Genomic DNA, 15,589 nt, shown 5'->3' on the forward strand with positions numbered 1-15,589 from the left:
GGTCCCCCCCCCCCCGCCCGGGGGGGGGGCCCCCCCCCCCTCGGCGGCCCCCCCCCCGCCCGCGCGGATCACTCGGGTGACCAAGCGTGCAACTCAAGTCGTACCTACCTGGACTCGGCGTCCGGCGTCCCGGTACGCAGTCCCTTGACGACAAGCCTCCCGCGGCGCGCTGCGCGTGGGTGCCCGAGGCCCGCGCACGGAGATCTCTCGGGGTGGATCGAGGCTTATCTTCGCCTCGTTCCCTGGCCGACCAGATGTCCGCACTCACTTTGTACCCAGTGACCGCCGTCACTTCAAGGGGTCTGGCGGGTGCACCGGTACAGAGAACTCGATCCGGTGTTAACGGCACGCCCGGCGATTACGCGCTGTTCGCGCTGCGCTTCCGCCGGGCCAGTCCGTACCAGGTCACGCCGGCTGCGGCCATCGCCCCGATACCGACGACTCCCACGGCGAACGCGGTGGGTGAGGGCGACGGGATGCGGCTGCGCAGGGAGACGGGATTGCTGAACGTCAGCACCGGCCACTCGCGCTCGATGGCGACCCGGCGCAGCGCCCGGTCCGGATTGACCGCGAACGGGTGACCGACGACTTCGAGCATCGGCACGTCCGTGCTCGAGTCGGTGTAGGCGAAGCTCGCCGTGAGGTCGTAACCGTGATCGGCGGCCAGCTGCTTCGCCGCGACCGCTTTCTGCTCGCCGTAGCAATAGAACTCGACCTGTCCGGAATACCGGCCGTCGACGATCTCCATCCGTGTCGCGACGCTGCGGGTGGCCCCGAGCATCGCCGCGATCGGACTCACCACCTCCTCGCCGGCCGCGGACAGCACGATCACATCGTGCCCCCGCTCCTTGTGCGACGCGATCAGCTCCGCCGCCTCCGCGTACACGAGCGGGTCGACGATGTCGTGCAGCGTCTCGTTCACGATCGCGCGAACCTGGGCCACGTCCCAGCCCGTGCACAGCGCGGAGATCTCGGCGCGCATCCGCTCGGTGCGGTCCTCGTCGGCGCCGGACAACGAAAACACGAGCTGGGCGTACGCGCTCTTGAGCGCCGCACGCCTGCTGATCAGGCCCTGGCGCAACAGCGGTTTGCTGAACGCGAGCGCGCTGGAGGACGCGATGATCGTCTTGTCGAGATCGAAGAAAGCCGCGACGCGCGCTGCGCTCGCCGGTGAGCTGATCGTTTCTGCCACCTGCTCAGGATAGAAGCTTCCGGCGCACTGGTTCGTCAGGTGACCACGCACGCGCCGTGGTGAGGGAAAATTCGCTACCACACTTGGAAAACGATTGCTCACGACGTTACCGAATTGTGGGCGGTGCAGGCCACACTAAACCGCCGATCGCGGCGTTACAGTATTTGCCATCCGGTGTGTTCACCGGCCTGGTTCAGCCCAACCCCCGAGGCTGAACCCCTGGCGGTCCCCGTCTCTCCCCCCTGGCGGGGGCCGCCTCTCACCCGGGTCGCATGACGCGATTTCCCATGGCCGCACGGCTATCCACACGAGCGCCTGAAGTTGTCCACAACACCCCGGTTGTCCACAGCCAACCCAACTCCATCTTGTCCCCCCAGGCACCCTCAGGCGACGGTGATCCCAGCTCGAATTCCTACCGTCAACCGTTTCTGGGGGCCTGAGATGACCGACGTTCGCCCGCTCGTGATCGTGTCCGACGAGACGCTGCTCGACGAAATCCTCCGCCTTGCCGCCGCCGTCGGCTGCGAGTTCGAACGCGCGCTGGACCTGCGATCGGCAGGCCGTGCCTGGGCGCGCGCCCCGCTGGTACTGATCGACGAAAAGGTGATCGAGGGCGAGGTCGAGCTGCCACGCCGGCGAGATGTCCTCCTGCTCACCAAGGGCTCGCCCCCGCCATCCACGTGGGAGCGCGCGTTCGCCGCCGGGGTACAGCAAGTGCTTTCCTTGCCCGACGCGGAATCGGCGATCGTCGGCGCACTGGCGGACGTCGCGGAAGGCCCGATCGTGCCCGGTGGCTGCGTCATCGGAGTACTCGGCGGCCGCGGCGGTGCCGGTGCCTCGATGTTCGCCGCGGCGCTCGGCCTGGCCGCCGGAGACGGCGCCCTGCTGGTCGACTGCGACCCGCTGGGCGGCGGCCTGGATCTGTTGCTGGGCGCGGAATCCGTCGAAGGAGCGCGGTGGCCGAGCCTCGGGCTCGACGGCGGCCGCATCTCGATGGAGGCGCTCCGTGGAGCGCTACCCCAGTACGCGCATCGGCACGGCCGGCTCCCCTTCCTCTCCTGCGATCGCGACGGTGCCGGCCCGTCGGCCGACGCGCTCGCGTCCGTTGTGGACGCCGGCCGCCGTGCGGGCAAGGTCGTGATCTGCGATCTGCCCCGGCACCTGAACTCAGGCATCTGGCCGGTCGTCGACCGGGCCGATCTCCTCGTCCTGGTGGTACCGGCCGAAGTCCGTGCGTGCGTGTCGGCCAGACGGGTCGTCGACGGCCTGGGCGACCGGGCGGACAAGGTGAAGCTGGTCGTCCGGGGGCCGGCGCCGGGCGGGCTCGCCCCGCAGGACGCGGCCGAGAGCGTCCGGGTACCACTGCTGACGTCGATGGCCCCGGAGCGGAACCTCGACCGCTGCGTGGAGAACGGCGAGTTCGCCCCGCGTGCACGGGGCGCCCTGGTCACCGCGGCCCGGATGGTCCTTGCCGAGTTGCGCGGCACCGTGGGCTCTGTCGAGGTGGCGGCGTGATGCGCGCTTCCGCCGGTGTCATGCCGAAGCCCCTCGACTTTTGCTTGACCCGCAAGGGTTCCGTCACGAACCCGAAGGTCCCGAAGACCACGCGAGCCACTACCCGGCGCGCTCGCTCAGCCCTGCCTGAGCGTGCCCTTCGACGCGGAGCCGACTCAGCGCCCACCGACACCGTTCGGCCCGTCGCGGGTGATCTCGGATGACCCCCGAGCTGCTCGAACGAGTCCGCCTTCGGTTAGCGGGCAACGGATCCGCCACGAACCCGACGGTCCCGAAGGTCCCGCGAGCCACTACCCGGCGCGCTCGCTCAGCTCTGCCTGAGCGTGCCTTTCACCGCGGAGCCGACTCGGCGCCTGCCAACACTGTTCGGCCCGGCGCGGGTGATCTCGGATGACCCCCGAGCTGCTCGAACGAGTCCGCCTTCGATTGGCGGGCAACGGTTCCGCCACCGACTCGGCCGCGGTCGCGGAAGCGATTCGTGCCGAGGCGGGCGGCCCGGTCGGGCACGCCGAGGTGCTGGACGCACTGCGCCTGTTGCACGACGAGTTCACCGGCGTGGGCCCGCTGGAGGCGCTGCTGGCGGAACCGGGCACCACCGACGTCCTCGTCACCGGCGCGGACCAAGTGTGGGCCGACGGCCCGGAAGGCTTGCGGCGTACGGGGATCCGCTTCACGGATGATGAGGCTGTCCGCCGGTTGGCCCAGCGGCTGGCGGTCGCCGCGGGCCGCCGCCTCGACGACGCACAGCCCTATGTGGACGGTTGGCTGCCCGGCGCGGGCCCGCACGGCCGGGTGCGGCTGCACGCCGTGCTGCCACCGATCGCCGCCGACGGCACCTGCGTCTCGCTGCGCGTGCTGCGCCCGGCGGTGCATGGTCTCGACGCGCTTCGTGACCTAGGCACCTTCGACGACGACGGTGCCCGGCTGGTTCGAGCCGTGGTCGCGGCGCGGCTGGCCTTCCTCGTCACCGGTGGCACGGGAGCCGGCAAGAGCACCCTCCTGGCGGCGATGCTGGGTGCGGTCGACCCCGCCGAGCGCATCGTCTGCGTCGAAGACGCCGGCGAGCTGCAGCCGGCGCATCCCCAGTTCGTCCGGCTGATCGCCCGCCCGCCGAACGTCGAAGGCGCGGGCGAGATCACGTTGCGGGATCTGGTCCGCCAAGCGCTGCGCATGCGCCCGGACCGCCTGGTGGTCGGCGAGGTGCGTGGAGGCGAGGTCTGTCAACTCCTGAACGCACTGAACACGGGCCACGACGGCGGTGCCTGCACCCTGCACGCAAATTCACCGGCCGAAGTCCCGGCCCGCCTCGAAGCGCTAGCAGCCCTCGGCGGTCTACCCCGCGCAGCCCTACATAGCCAACTCGCCGCGGCGGTCCAGATCGTCCTGCACATGCGCCGCACCGCCGACGGCACCCGCCACCTGGCCGAGCTAGCAGCCCTAACCCGAACCGACTACGGCGACGTCCGCGTCGTCTCGGTCTGGACCAATGGCGTCTGGACCAAACGCCGCCTCCTACTCACGGCCCTACTGGAATCACGAGGAGTGGATTTCCGATGCTGACCACCCGAAATCGAGACTTCTCGCACCACCACCAAGGAGCGGTCACCGTCGCCCCACTCCGCGCCACAGCCACGTTCCTCACCCGCCCCGCCTCCAACCCCGAGGCACTGTCTCTTGCGGCACTTAGCCCCCACGAACGCCGCCACCTCCGACGCCCTGACCGCCGCTTCCTGCCCCCATCCCCACTGCCAGCAGCCCCCCAACTCGGCCCCGCGATCGCCACCGGACCACTGCTCTTCGCCGTGCTCTGCAACCGCGATTTCTCTGTCCGTCGCTGGGAAGTGTTCGCGTCATGACCCTCACCCTGTTCAACACAGCGCCCCGCCGCACGGCACTCATGCCCCACGAACACCGCCAGTCCTGCCGCCCTGACTACCGCTGCTCCTACCCCTATCCGCGCCGCCAACGAGATTTCTCATTACGTCGCCGGGGAGTGTTCGCGTCGTGACTCTCACCCTGTTCAGCACAGCGCCCCGCCTTGTCGCACTCGCGCCGCACAAACCTCCCCAGCCCTGCCGCCCTGACCACCGCTGGTTCCTACCCCACTCCGCGCCGCCAGCAGCCGCCCGACTCGGCCCGGCGGGCGCGGCGACCACCAGCCCACTGGTCTCCGCCGTGCGGCGCAACCGAGATTTCCCTCACCGTCCCAGGAGAGCGGTCGCGCCATGATCCCCACCCTGCTCACCACCGCAACCGCCCTGCTGATCTGGCCCGCAGCCAGAACTGCAACCACCCGCCTGACAGCACTCGTGCCCCACGAACCCCGCCAACCCTGGCATCCAAACCACCGCTGGTTCCTGGCCCTGTCCGCACTCCCGGCAGTCGCCCTACTCGGTCCTGCCGGCGCGATCGCCACCGCCCTCCTTACCTTCGCGCTCTGGCACCAGCGCAGGTCACGCAAACGAATCCGATCGCAACTCGCGGCGGCGAAAGCGTTGGCGGAAGCCCTCCGCATCACCGTTGCCGAGCTACGCAACGGCGCGCCGCCGGCGATCGCCGCTGCGGCGGCGGCCGGTGACGCGCCACCCGAAGTGGCCGCGGCGATGAACGCGCTGGCCACCGCGGCCCGGTTCGGTGTCGAACCCCCGCAACTCCCCGGCGCACAAGGCCAGGTGGCCAAAGCCTGGATCCTCAGCCGACGGCACGGCCTTCCGCTCGCCGATCTGCTCGACGCGGTTCGCCGCGATGTCGTTGCCAGCACTCGCTTTCTGACCCGGGCCGACGCGAACATGGCCGGGCCACGGGCCAGCGCGGCGGTACTCGCTTTTCTGCCCGTGGTCGGCGTCCTGCTCGGCGAAGCGGTCGGCGCCGAACCCCTGCACGTCCTGACCGGCACCGCCGCCGGTCACCTCCTGCTCGTGCTCGGGTCCGCACTGATCCTTGCCGGAGTGGTATGGACCTCTCAGCTCACGAAACTGGCCCGATGATCAGCATGAGCGCCGCACTCGCCGGTCTGGCATTGCTGATCCTGCCCGGACAGGCTGCGGCCCACCTCCGGCTCACCCGGCTCTTCCAACCGGCCGGACCGCGGTTCAGGCTGCCTCGCCGGCGCCCCAGGGCGAAACCCGACGACCTCGGTCTCGCCGCCACCTGGGATCTGTTCGCCGCCTGCCTGCGAGCCGGACTTCCCGTGCCCGCCGCGATTTCCGCGGTGATCGACGGACAAGCCGGGCGCGAGGCGGACGCGCTCAGGGCGACGGCCGGTCTGCTCAGCCTGGGCGCCGGTCCGGCGGAGGCCTGGGCACCCGCCCGTGCGGGCCCCGGCACGGCCGAGCTCGCCAGAGCTGCCCAGCGAACGGCCCGGTCAGGGACCGCGCTCGCCGCGGTCGCCGAGGAACTGGCCGTCGACCTGCGCCTGTCGATGACGGACAAGGCCGAGGCCGCGGCGCAACGAGCCGGCGTCCTGATCGCCGGACCACTGGCCCTCTGCTTCCTGCCCGCCTTCCTGTGCCTGGGAGTGGTGCCGGTCGTGGTCGGGCTCGCCACCAGGCTCACCGTTTTCTGAACGTCCACAAAGGATCCAACGAAAGGAGACAGCATGTTCTGGCAGACACCCGGTCGTCACGCCCGGCGCAAGATCCGATGGTGGCACCGCTGGCGACGACCGGTGCTCATCGCCGACGACGGGATGAGCACCGCCGAGTACGCGATCGGCACGGTGGCGGCCGCCGCGCTGGCCGCGGTGCTGTACAGCATCGTCACCGGTGACACGGTCACCGCCGGGCTGACCTCGCTCATCGAGCACGCCCTGTCGGTGAACCTCTGATGTCGCCACCGGCGAGGCCCGAGGCCGATCGCGGGGCGGTCACCGTCGAGGCGGCGATCGCGCTGGGCGCGCTGACCCTCGTGCTCGGCCTGGTCCTCGCCGGTGTCGCGGCGGTGGCGGGACAGCTCCGGTGCGCCGACGCCGCACGGGAAGCCGCCCGCCTCATCGCCCGCGGCGACCGGCCGCTCGCCGAACAGGCGGTCACCCAGATCGCCCCCGGCGCACGGCTACAGGTCGACCTGACCGGTAACGCGGTCACCGTGGACGTGACCGCCGAACCGGCCGGCGGGCTGCTGCCCGGCGTACACCTGCGCGGGCATGCCTATGCCCTACTCGAGCCTGGAGCTCCCGATGCTCCGGGATGAGAGGGGCTCGGCCACCGTGTGGACCGCCGGGGCCATCGCCGCACTGCTCGCGGTCGCGGGCCTGCTGTTCGCGCTCGGGTCGGCCGTCGTCACCCGGCACCGAGCGACGGACGCGGCCGACCTCGCGGCGCTGGCCGCGGCCGGCCAGGCCGAGCAGGGAACCAGCGCGGCGTGCGCACAGGCCCGGTCGGTGGCGGAACGGATGTCGGTCCGGCTGGTCGGCTGCCGGTTCGAGCAGTGGGACGCGCTTGTCGAAGTCGAGGCCGATGCGCCGGGCGGTCTCGGGGTCGCGTCGGCACACGCGCGAGCCGGGCCGGTCGCACGATGAATGGCATCCGGCAAGACGAACGGTTCCCGCGACGAAGGAGGACGGACGGTCGTCCTCACGCGTCGAGCGGTCGGCCCGCAGACACACTAGTTGATGCTTTGATTACCAGAACCTGCTGCTAGCAAAGGAAAAACCGCATGACTGATCACTATCGGGCGACACGTGCCGCGCCGTCCGCCGGGCGCGCGGTGATCGACAAACCGCGTTCGGTGCGGGCGGTGACCCGAGGCTCGCTCGTCGTCCCGTAACGGCCGGTTGTCGACCGCCCACTACCGGCACTCTGCAAATTGCCCTTTATTTGGATCAGAAGCCACCACGGGCGGTGGAAAGAACGAGGAGTTGTTGACGGATGTTGGACACGGAATGGTCGGATAGCTGGCGTGGCTCGTTCCACATAGAGCTGCGTGCCGAGGCGATCGGGCTCGCCTGCCACGGGTGGCCGGTGTTGCCCGGTACCTCGCCGGCAGCGGAGTCCGGGGACCAGGCCTGGTCATGGCCGGTCCCGGTGCACCGCGACTGGGCCGACCGTCTCGGCGCGCACCCCGACGACGTCGCCGGCTGGTGGCGCAAGCCCTACAGCCTGCTGGTCGCCACCGGCAAGGTCGTGGACGCCGTCGAGGTCGACGTCGAGCTGGGCAAGCGCGCCGCATGCCTGCTGCGCGCCACCGGGCACCCGGCGCCGATCGTCGCGACCCCGGACGGTCGCTGGCTGTTCCTGAGCACCGTGGCCGACAGCCTGCCCGAGCGGCTCGCCGTCAGCGGCAAGATCCGCTGGCACGGCGCGGGCAGCTGGGTGCCGCTGCCGCCCACCCCGTTCCAGCACGGTGTCGTGCACTGGCGGGTCAAGCCCGACGTGTGGGGCTGGCGCCTGCCGGAAGCCGACGCGGTGCACGGCGTCCTCGCCCGCGCTCTCGACCAGAGCGAGAGCTGGGTCCGGGGTCAGCAGCTGGTCGGGGCTTCCGCCGCGGCCTGAGCAACACCGACGTGGTCGTGCCGGCCGCCGTGATGACGCACCGCCCCGAGCACGGTATCCAGTACGGCCACCGCCCCTGCCTTGTCCAGTGGATCGTTACCGTTCCCGCATTTCGGTGACTGCACACAGGACGGGCAGCCCGCCGGGCACTCGCAGGAGACAATGGCCTCCCGCGTAGCGGCCAGCCAAGGGACCAGAGCGGCAAAACCGCGATCGGCGAATCCCGCACCCCCGGGATGGCCATCATGCACGAACACCGTCGCCTCCCCGGTGTCAGCGTGCAAAGCGGTCGACACCCCGCCGATGTCCCAGCGGTCGCACGTAGCGAACAGCGGTAGCAGGCCGATCGCCGCGTGCTCGGCGGCATGCAGGGCGCCGGGGATGCGCGCGGGCTCCAGCCCAGCGCCCCCCGGCGCCCTGGCACCAGGTTCGCCGATGTCCGAGAGTCTTCCGGTCCCCGCCCCGCTCTCGGGCATCGGCGACCGGTCGTTCCCGGTCGCCGACGGCGCCTCGATCAACTCGTCCGAAATCGTGTACCAGACCGCTCGCGTCTCGAGCTTCTGCTCCGGCAGGTCCAGCGGCACCTGATCAAGAACCTGCCCCGACGGGCGCCGTCGCAGGTAACCCACAACCTGCGAAGTCACCGCCACGTCACCCAGGAACACCTTCACCCCGCCATAGTCGACGCGCTCGTGCACCGCCAGCACACTGATGTCCGCGACCTCGCGCGCCGAAGTCGTCCAGTCCGGATCCTCCCCGTGCACCAGCGCGACCCCGGACTCCAGATCCAGCTCGTCCACCACATACGACGCACCCTGGTGCAGATACACCGCCCCCGGATGCACCGTCGAGCACGCCGAACCGGGATCCACCGTGCCCAGCAACCGCGACGTGTCAGCCTCGACCACCGCGATCTGGTCCCCGCCGGAACCGCGAATGTCCACCTCGTACTGCGGCCGGTCCCGCGAAGTCCAGTACCAGCCGCTCGGCCGCCGCCGCAGCAACTTGTCCGCGACCAGCATGTCCAGCACGTCGCGTGCCGCGGCCCCGCCGAACGTGTCCAGTTCTTTCGTCGTCAACGGCAACTCCGCCGCCGCGCACGCCAGCTGCGGCGCAAGCACATACGGGTTCGCCGGATCCAGCACCGCCGTCTCCACCGGCCGGTCCAGGATCGCCGCGGGATGGTGCACCAGGTAGGTGTCGAGCGGATCATCCCGCGCCACGAATACCACGAGCGCGTCGTCGGCGGACCGCCCGGCACGCCCCGCCTGCTGCCAGAACGACGCGAGCGTGCCCGGATATCCGGCCAGCACCACCGAATCCAGCCCCGCGATGTCCACCCCGAGCTCGAGCGCGTTCGTCGTCGCCACACCCAGCAGCTCCCCGGACAACAGCGAGCGCTCCAGCTTCCGCCGTTCCTCGGGCAGGTACCCCGCCCGGTACGCCGCGACCTTGCCGGCCAGCGCAGTGTCCACTTCGGACAGAATGCGGCGAGCACCCAGCGCGGTCAGCTCCGCGCCCCGCCGCGACCGCACGAACGCCAGCGTGCGCGCCCCCTCGATGACCAGCTCCGCCAGGATCCGGCCCGCTTCCGCGCCCGCCGATCGCCGTACCGGCGCGCCGTTCTCGCCCGAAAAGTCTTCCAGCAGCGGCGGTTCCCACAACGCCACCGTCCGCGCACCGCGCGGCGAAGCGTCGTCCGTCACCGCAACGCAGTCCTGCCCGACGAGCCGCGACGCGAACTCGGCCGGCGCCGCCGTGGTCGCCGACGCGAGCACGAACACCGGCGAAGACCCGTAGTACCGCGCGACCCGCTGCAACCGACGCAACAACAGCGCCACGTGCGAGCCGAACACTCCGCGATAGCCGTGGCACTCGTCGACGATCACGTACGACAGCTTCCGGAACAGCCGCGACCAGCGCGCGTGCGAAGCCAGGATGCCGCGGTGCAGCATGTCCGGGTTGGTGAAGATCCACCGCGCGTGCGCGCGAACCCAGTCCCGCTCGGCCATCGGGGTGTCACCGTCGTACGTCGCCGCGCGCACGCTGTCGATGTCCAAAGAGGACACTGCGCGGAGCTGGTCCGCGCCGAGCGCCTTGGTCGGCGACAGGTACAGCGCACACGCGCGCTCGTCCTCGGACAGGTCCGACAGCACCGGCAGCTGATACGCCAACGACTTTCCGGACGCCGTGCCCGTCGAGACAACCACGTTCCGGCCCGAGTGCGCGAGCGTCGCCGCCTCGATCTGATGCGTCCACGGCTGCTCGACCCCGGACTTGCGCAGCGCCGTCACCACGTCTTCGTCCGCCCACGAAGGCCATTCGGCACAACGGGCGGCGCGGGCCGGCTGCTCGGCCACGTGTGTCACGGGATTCGCGGACTCCGGAATGCCGGCCGTGGCGCGGCTCAGCAGTCGCCGGGCCCGCTCGATATCTGCCACCGATCCAGGATCGCACACATGTACGACAGCTCCCCGAAACCCGTTGTCGATCATGAACAGTGAGCAGACTCACATGCACGCAGCGTGATCGAGACGGGACGCCCTGACCGTGCCCGGAGCACTACCAATACACTCCGGCAAACCGACACCACATGTGGTGTTCATTCCATGCCAACGCCGGCATCGCTGTCCGAAGGTGAAGCCGTCGTTGGTGCAAGGCGACGTTTCCAGGAGGACGGATGTCCCGGCAATTCCTCGCGGAGGGCTTGCAGCTCTCCGGGGGTGACTACGCCATCGCGGGTGTGGTCGCCGTGGTCGCCCTGATCGCACTCGTCATCGGCTACTTCCTGCTCAAGGAGGTGCTGGCCGCCGGCCAGGGCACCGCCAAGATGCAGGATATCGCCAAGGCGGTGCAGGAGGGGGCGACCGCTTATCTCAAGCGCCAGCGCAACACCCTGTCGATTTTCGGCGTCGTGGTGTTCCTGCTGCTGTTCGCGCTTCCGGCGGATGACTGGAGCGAGCGCATCGGCCGCTCGATCTTCTTCCTCGTCGGTGCGGTCTTCTCATTCACCATCGGCTATCTCGGTATGTGGCTGGCGACCCGGGCGAACCTGCGCGTCGCCGCCGCTTCGCGGGAGGACGGCGGCCGCGAGAAGGCGATGCGGATCGCGTTCCGCACCGGTGGCGCCGTCGGGATGTTCACCGTCGGACTCGGTCTGTTCGGTGCCGCGGTCGTCGTGCTCGCCTACACCGGGCAGGCGCCGAAGGTATTGGAGGGCTTCGGTTTCGGGGCCGCGCTGATCGCGATGTTCATGCGTGTCGGCGGCGGCATCTTCACCAAGGCCGCGGACGTGGGCGCGGACCTGGTCGGCAAGGTCGAGCAGGGCATCCCCGAGGACGACCCGCGCAACGCCGCCACCATCGCCGACAACGTCGGTGACAACGTGGGTGACTGCGCCGGTATGGCCGCGGACCTGTTCGAGTCCTACGCGGTGATGCTGGTCGCGGCGCTGATCCTCGGCAGCACCGCGTTCGGTGCGTCCGGGCTGATCTTCCCGCTCATCGTGCCGGCCATCGGTGTGATCACCGCCGTGATCGGCGTGTACATCACGAGGGCGCGGTCGAGCGAGGGCGGTCTGGTCACGATCAACCGCTCCTTCTACATCTCCGCCGTCATCTCGGCGGTGCTGTGCGCGGTCGCCTCGTTCGTGTTCCTGCCCAGCTCGTTCGCCGAGTTCGGCCAGCAGTACGCCAATGACGGCAACCCGGCGGTCATCGCGACCGTCGCGGTCATCATCGGCATCGTGCTCGCCGGCCTCATCCTGCGGCTGACGGGCTACTACACGGGCACCGAGCACGGTCCGGTGAAGAACGTCGGCAAGACGTCGGAAACCGGTGCGGCGACGGTGATCCTGTCCGGTATCTCGGTGGGCTTCGAGTCGGCCGTGTACACCGCGCTCGTGATCGGCGCGGCCGTGTTCGGCGCCTACCTGCTCGGCGGCGCGATCGCGCTGTTCGCCGTCGCGCTCGCCGGCACCGGCCTGCTGACCACCGTCGGCGTTATCGTCGCGATGGACACCTTCGGCCCGGTCTCGGACAACGCGCAGGGCATCGCGGAGATGTCCGGCGACGTCGACGAGGCGGCGGCGCAGACGCTGACCGAGCTGGACGCGGTCGGCAACACCACGAAGGCCATCACCAAGGGCATCGCGATCGCCACCGCCGTGCTGGCCGCGACCGCGCTGTTCGGGTCCTACCAGGACGCCATCACCAAGGCACTGAGCGGGATCGGCGCGACCGCCGACGGCATGAAGTCGTTCATCGACACGATCGTCAGCCCGAACACGCTCGTCGGCGTGATCGTCGGCGCCGCGGTGGTGTTCATGTTCTCGGGCCTGGCCGTCAACGCGGTGTCCCGCGCGGCGGGCGCGGTGGTGTACGAGGTGCGCCGCCAGTTCCGCGAGATCGCCGGGATCATGGAGGGCACGACCCGTCCCGAGTACGGCCGGGTCGTCGACATCGTCACCCGTGACTCGCTGCGGGAGCTGGCGACGCCGGGCCTGCTCGCGGTGTTCGCGCCGATCGCCGTGGGCTTCGGCCTCGGCACGGGCGCGCTGGCCGGGTACCTGGCCGGCGCGATCGCGACCGGCACGCTGATGGCGGTCTTCCTCGCCAACTCCGGTGGCGCGTGGGACAACGCGAAGAAGCTCGTCGAGGACGGCAACCACGGCGGCAAGGGCTCGGAAGCCCACGCGGCGACGGTCATCGGCGACACGGTCGGCGACCCGTTCAAGGACACCGCCGGCCCGGCGATCAACCCGCTGATCAAGGTGATGAACCTGGTCTCGGTGCTGATCGCGCCGGCGATCGTGCAGTTCTCGGTCGGCCCGGACGCTTCGCTCGGCGTGCGGCTCGGGATCTCCTTTGTCGCGGTGGTGATCATCGTGGTCGCGGTGGTCGTGTCGAAGCGGCGCAGCAGCGTCATCGCGGACACCCCGGCGGACACGCAGGAACCTGCGAAAACCGCCTGAGTTCGAACGGAACGGGCCTGTCCTGCGTGACGTGGGGCGGGCCCGTTTCCGTGTCCTGGTTGTGGCCCCACGATTTGCACAGTGCAACCGGGTGGGTACCGTCGAGACATACCGCCATATTCGGGAGGTGTTCGCGTGCGACCCGGGAAGATCGGTTTCCTGGCGGTACTCACGGGTCTCTGCGTCGGCCTGGTGGCTTGTGGCCAGACTCCGGCCCGCCAGGAGCGGAACGAGATCCAGCCGGGCGGACCAGGGATTTCCCAGGTCGAGGTGCAGCGACAGGACGCGATCACCCGGTGGGCCAACGATTACTGCATCGCGGTCGGTTCGCTCGTCGACGGCCTCGCGACGATGCCGACCGTCGATCCGAGCACGCCGCGCCGTGCTGTCCAGACTTCCAGCGACCTGCTCGGTTCCATGATCGGCGGGCTCGACAAGGCCGTGACCGGTCTGCGGGCGCTGCCACCCGCGCCGGTGCCGGAGGGTGACGCGGCGCGCGCCGGCACCGTCACCAGGCTGACCGGTGTGCGCGATCGCGCCGCCGCGGCGAAAAAGCGCCTCGACGACGCGGGTGACGCTCCGACGATCAGTCAGCAGACGCTGGGTGAGGCGCACGGACCGCTCGACGAGGTGTCGAAACTGGACCTGCTGGCCGGGTTCGACGCCCCCGATCTCCAGTTCGCGGTCGCGCACGCCCCGGTCTGCCAGCAGCTGACCGTCCGCGCTACTTCGTGAGCCGTGCCGCCGCGAAGGCGGCCAGCGCGTCCCTCAGGTAGTCCGCGAAGCCAGGCTGCACTGCCTCGTACTGGCGGCGGAAGCGCTCGTCCTCGGCGTACACACGGCCCAGGCCGGTGTAGGACTCGGCGTCGGGTGTCCAGTGGTTCTTGATCCACTCGTAGTGCGCGGCGACCGCATCGAGCACGCGCTCGTCGCCCACCGGCACCCCCGCCTTCGCCAGTTCGGCGAGCCGCTCGGTCGCCTCGGCGCCCTGCCGGTTGACCGCGTCCCACTTTTGCCTCGACCACTTCTTGGTGCCGTCGTAGGACTCGGTGACGCCCTCACCCCAGCGCTCGGCGGCTTCTTTCGCCAGCGCGTCGGCCTTTTCGGAGCCGGGCGCGAACCCGTCGAACATCTCCTCGGTCCGCATCTTGATCCCTCCTTCCAGTTCGGTGATGGTCCTGGCGACGGTGGTGGCGAGCCGGTCCAGCCGATCGCGCTCCGCCAGCAGCCATTTCCGGTGCAGCCGCAGCCCCTCGGCTCGCGTGACCGAGCCGGACAGGATCTCCGCGATCCGGTCCAAGCCGAGGCCCAGCTCCCGCAGCAGCAGGACCTGCTGAAGCCGCACCAGGTGTTCGCGCCGGTAGAAGCGCCTCCCACTGTCGTCGGTGTAGGCCGGTGGCAGCAGGCCGACGTCGTCGTAGTGCCGCAGGGTCCGCGAAGTGACCTTCGCGAGCTTCGCGACCTGCGCGATCGACAGTGCCTCGTCCGCCATCTCGCCTCCCGCCGTCCTTGATTTCGACGGTAGAGGTTGACGCGACGTCAACTGCAAGGGTTTTGCAGCATCGAACTGGTGTTCTATCCTGCTCGCTGTGGATCAGCTCTCGTTCTTCTCCGCGGAGGCGAGCGGCCCGGTGCTCGCCGATCTGGCCGGTGTGCTGTGCGGGCCCGGGCAGGTGACGGCCTTCGGCCGGACGGCGGCGCGGCTGTCGGTACCGGTCGGCGAACTGTGGCGCGCGCGGGCACTCGCCGCCGAGTTCGCCCGCCGCGGGGTGCACGCGGACGTCTTCCGGGGCGAGACAGGGCTGCTGGTGCGCACGGCGTTCCGGGTCGATCTGATCCCGCTCGCCCATTCGTGGCAGGCCGGCGAGGTGAAGGAATTACCAACCGGGTTCCGGTTGACCGGTGGCGCGTTGCGCTTGTGGGCCTTGGCATCCGGGCAGCCGAACGGCAACCATTACCTGCTCGCTGTTGACGAACGGGCACCGGATACGCATACCCTGCTGGCGGATGCCTGCCGCCAGCTCGGCTTGCCGGCGCAGTTCGCCGGGCCCCGGGCAGGCGGTCCGGCCATCCGGGTGACGGGCAGGCGCCGACTGGCCACTCTCGAAGAGCTGATCGGGCCACCGCCACCGGCCGCGGTGGCCGTCTGGCCGCAGGTCAGGCCGGTTGCGGCGGCCCGTGTGGGGGACGACGCCGCTGCGTAGCGGAACAGTCACCGAACGACCCCGGGAAGCACGTGGTGAGCATCACGTGCTAGGTGTGGAAAGGAAACGCCGCCGGGCCCGGCACCGATGCGCTTCACACACGAAGGACGGCGTGTTGCGCCACCTGGACGGACAGAACCGGCCCGCGGCGTGCACACTGGCTGGTTGAACAGCGTCGCGGGATGGCGATGGACATGAGCGGAGAGCGGGCAGC

14 protein-coding genes are annotated in these 15,589 nt (G+C 70.1%); 11 read left to right on the forward strand and 3 right to left on the reverse strand.

Annotated features, from left to right (window positions below):
* Nucleotides 1–358: 358 nt before the first annotated feature.
* Entirely contained in the window at nucleotides 359–1,192 is an 834-nt protein-coding gene (locus tag LOZ83_RS35690) for an HAD family phosphatase (RefSeq protein ID WP_236796288.1), read from the reverse strand.
* A 441-nt stretch (nucleotides 1,193–1,633) separates the two neighbouring features.
* On the opposite strand from LOZ83_RS35690, the gene ssd reads away from it, so the two are divergent.
* The 8 genes from ssd (at nucleotide 1,634) to LOZ83_RS35730 (ending at nucleotide 8,199) form a co-directional block, all read left to right on the forward strand.
* Nucleotides 1,634–2,707 carry a septum site-determining protein Ssd gene (gene ssd, locus LOZ83_RS35695; protein WP_236796289.1) on the forward strand — a complete coding sequence of 358 codons (1,074 nt, stop codon included), beginning with the start codon at nucleotides 1,634–1,636 and terminating at the stop codon, nucleotides 2,705–2,707.
* 390 nt (nucleotides 2,708–3,097) lie between these two features.
* Nucleotides 3,098–4,267: a TadA family conjugal transfer-associated ATPase gene (locus LOZ83_RS35700; protein ID WP_236796290.1), complete on the forward strand. Its 1,170-nt coding sequence runs from the start codon at nucleotides 3,098–3,100 to the stop codon at nucleotides 4,265–4,267.
* A gap of 665 nt (nucleotides 4,268–4,932) precedes the next feature.
* Nucleotides 4,933–5,694: a type II secretion system F family protein gene (locus LOZ83_RS35705; RefSeq protein WP_236796291.1), complete on the forward strand. Its 762-nt coding sequence runs from the start codon at nucleotides 4,933–4,935 to the stop codon at nucleotides 5,692–5,694.
* Complete coding sequence (locus LOZ83_RS35710; RefSeq protein WP_236796292.1) at nucleotides 5,691–6,272, forward strand: type II secretion system F family protein; 582 nt, start codon at nucleotides 5,691–5,693, stop codon at nucleotides 6,270–6,272. The genes LOZ83_RS35705 and LOZ83_RS35710 overlap by 4 nt, the downstream gene beginning before the upstream one ends.
* Nucleotides 6,273–6,305: 33 nt before the next feature.
* On the forward strand, nucleotides 6,306–6,533 hold the full coding sequence (locus LOZ83_RS40205) for a DUF4244 domain-containing protein (protein WP_255826791.1): 228 nt from the start codon (nucleotides 6,306–6,308) through the stop codon (nucleotides 6,531–6,533).
* Nucleotides 6,533–6,898 carry a TadE family type IV pilus minor pilin gene (locus tag LOZ83_RS35720; RefSeq protein ID WP_236796293.1) on the forward strand — a complete coding sequence of 122 codons (366 nt, stop codon included), beginning with the start codon at nucleotides 6,533–6,535 and terminating at the stop codon, nucleotides 6,896–6,898. Before LOZ83_RS40205 ends, LOZ83_RS35720 begins: the two co-directional genes overlap by 1 nt.
* Nucleotides 6,885–7,226: an Rv3654c family TadE-like protein gene (locus LOZ83_RS35725; RefSeq protein WP_236796294.1), complete on the forward strand. Its 342-nt coding sequence runs from the start codon at nucleotides 6,885–6,887 to the stop codon at nucleotides 7,224–7,226. The genes LOZ83_RS35720 and LOZ83_RS35725 overlap by 14 nt, the downstream gene beginning before the upstream one ends.
* A gap of 349 nt (nucleotides 7,227–7,575) precedes the next feature.
* Nucleotides 7,576–8,199 carry a bifunctional DNA primase/polymerase gene (locus LOZ83_RS35730; protein ID WP_236796295.1) on the forward strand — a complete coding sequence of 208 codons (624 nt, stop codon included), beginning with the start codon at nucleotides 7,576–7,578 and terminating at the stop codon, nucleotides 8,197–8,199.
* On the opposite strand, the gene LOZ83_RS35735 is transcribed toward LOZ83_RS35730, so the two are convergent.
* Nucleotides 8,166–10,640 carry a DEAD/DEAH box helicase gene (locus tag LOZ83_RS35735; protein ID WP_236796296.1) on the reverse strand — a complete coding sequence of 825 codons (2,475 nt, stop codon included), beginning with the start codon at nucleotides 10,638–10,640 and terminating at the stop codon, nucleotides 8,166–8,168. The genes LOZ83_RS35730 and LOZ83_RS35735 overlap by 34 nt on opposite strands.
* 239 nt (nucleotides 10,641–10,879) lie before the next feature.
* Here LOZ83_RS35735 and LOZ83_RS35740 point away from each other — a divergent pair, with 239 nt between their 5' ends.
* Entirely contained in the window at nucleotides 10,880–13,171 is a 2,292-nt protein-coding gene (locus tag LOZ83_RS35740) for a sodium-translocating pyrophosphatase (protein WP_236796297.1), read from the forward strand.
* A gap of 135 nt (nucleotides 13,172–13,306) precedes the next feature.
* Entirely contained in the window at nucleotides 13,307–13,906 is a 600-nt protein-coding gene (locus tag LOZ83_RS35745) for a hypothetical protein (protein WP_236796298.1), read from the forward strand.
* Here LOZ83_RS35745 and LOZ83_RS35750 read toward each other — a convergent pair.
* Nucleotides 13,896–14,663, reverse strand: coding sequence for a TipAS antibiotic-recognition domain-containing protein (locus LOZ83_RS35750; protein WP_236796299.1), 768 nt, complete (start codon nucleotides 14,661–14,663; stop codon nucleotides 13,896–13,898). The two genes, LOZ83_RS35745 and LOZ83_RS35750, sit on opposite strands and share 11 nt — an antisense overlap.
* 97 nt (nucleotides 14,664–14,760) lie before the next feature.
* Between LOZ83_RS35750 and LOZ83_RS35755 the strand changes: the two genes are divergently transcribed.
* Nucleotides 14,761–15,375 carry a hypothetical protein gene (locus LOZ83_RS35755; RefSeq protein WP_236796300.1) on the forward strand — a complete coding sequence of 205 codons (615 nt, stop codon included), beginning with the start codon at nucleotides 14,761–14,763 and terminating at the stop codon, nucleotides 15,373–15,375.
* Nucleotides 15,376–15,589 lie beyond the last annotated feature (214 nt).

It is taken from the genome of Amycolatopsis sp. GM8 (genome assembly GCF_021653975.1).
Taxonomy (GTDB): Bacteria; Actinomycetota; Actinomycetes; order Mycobacteriales; family Pseudonocardiaceae; genus Amycolatopsis_E.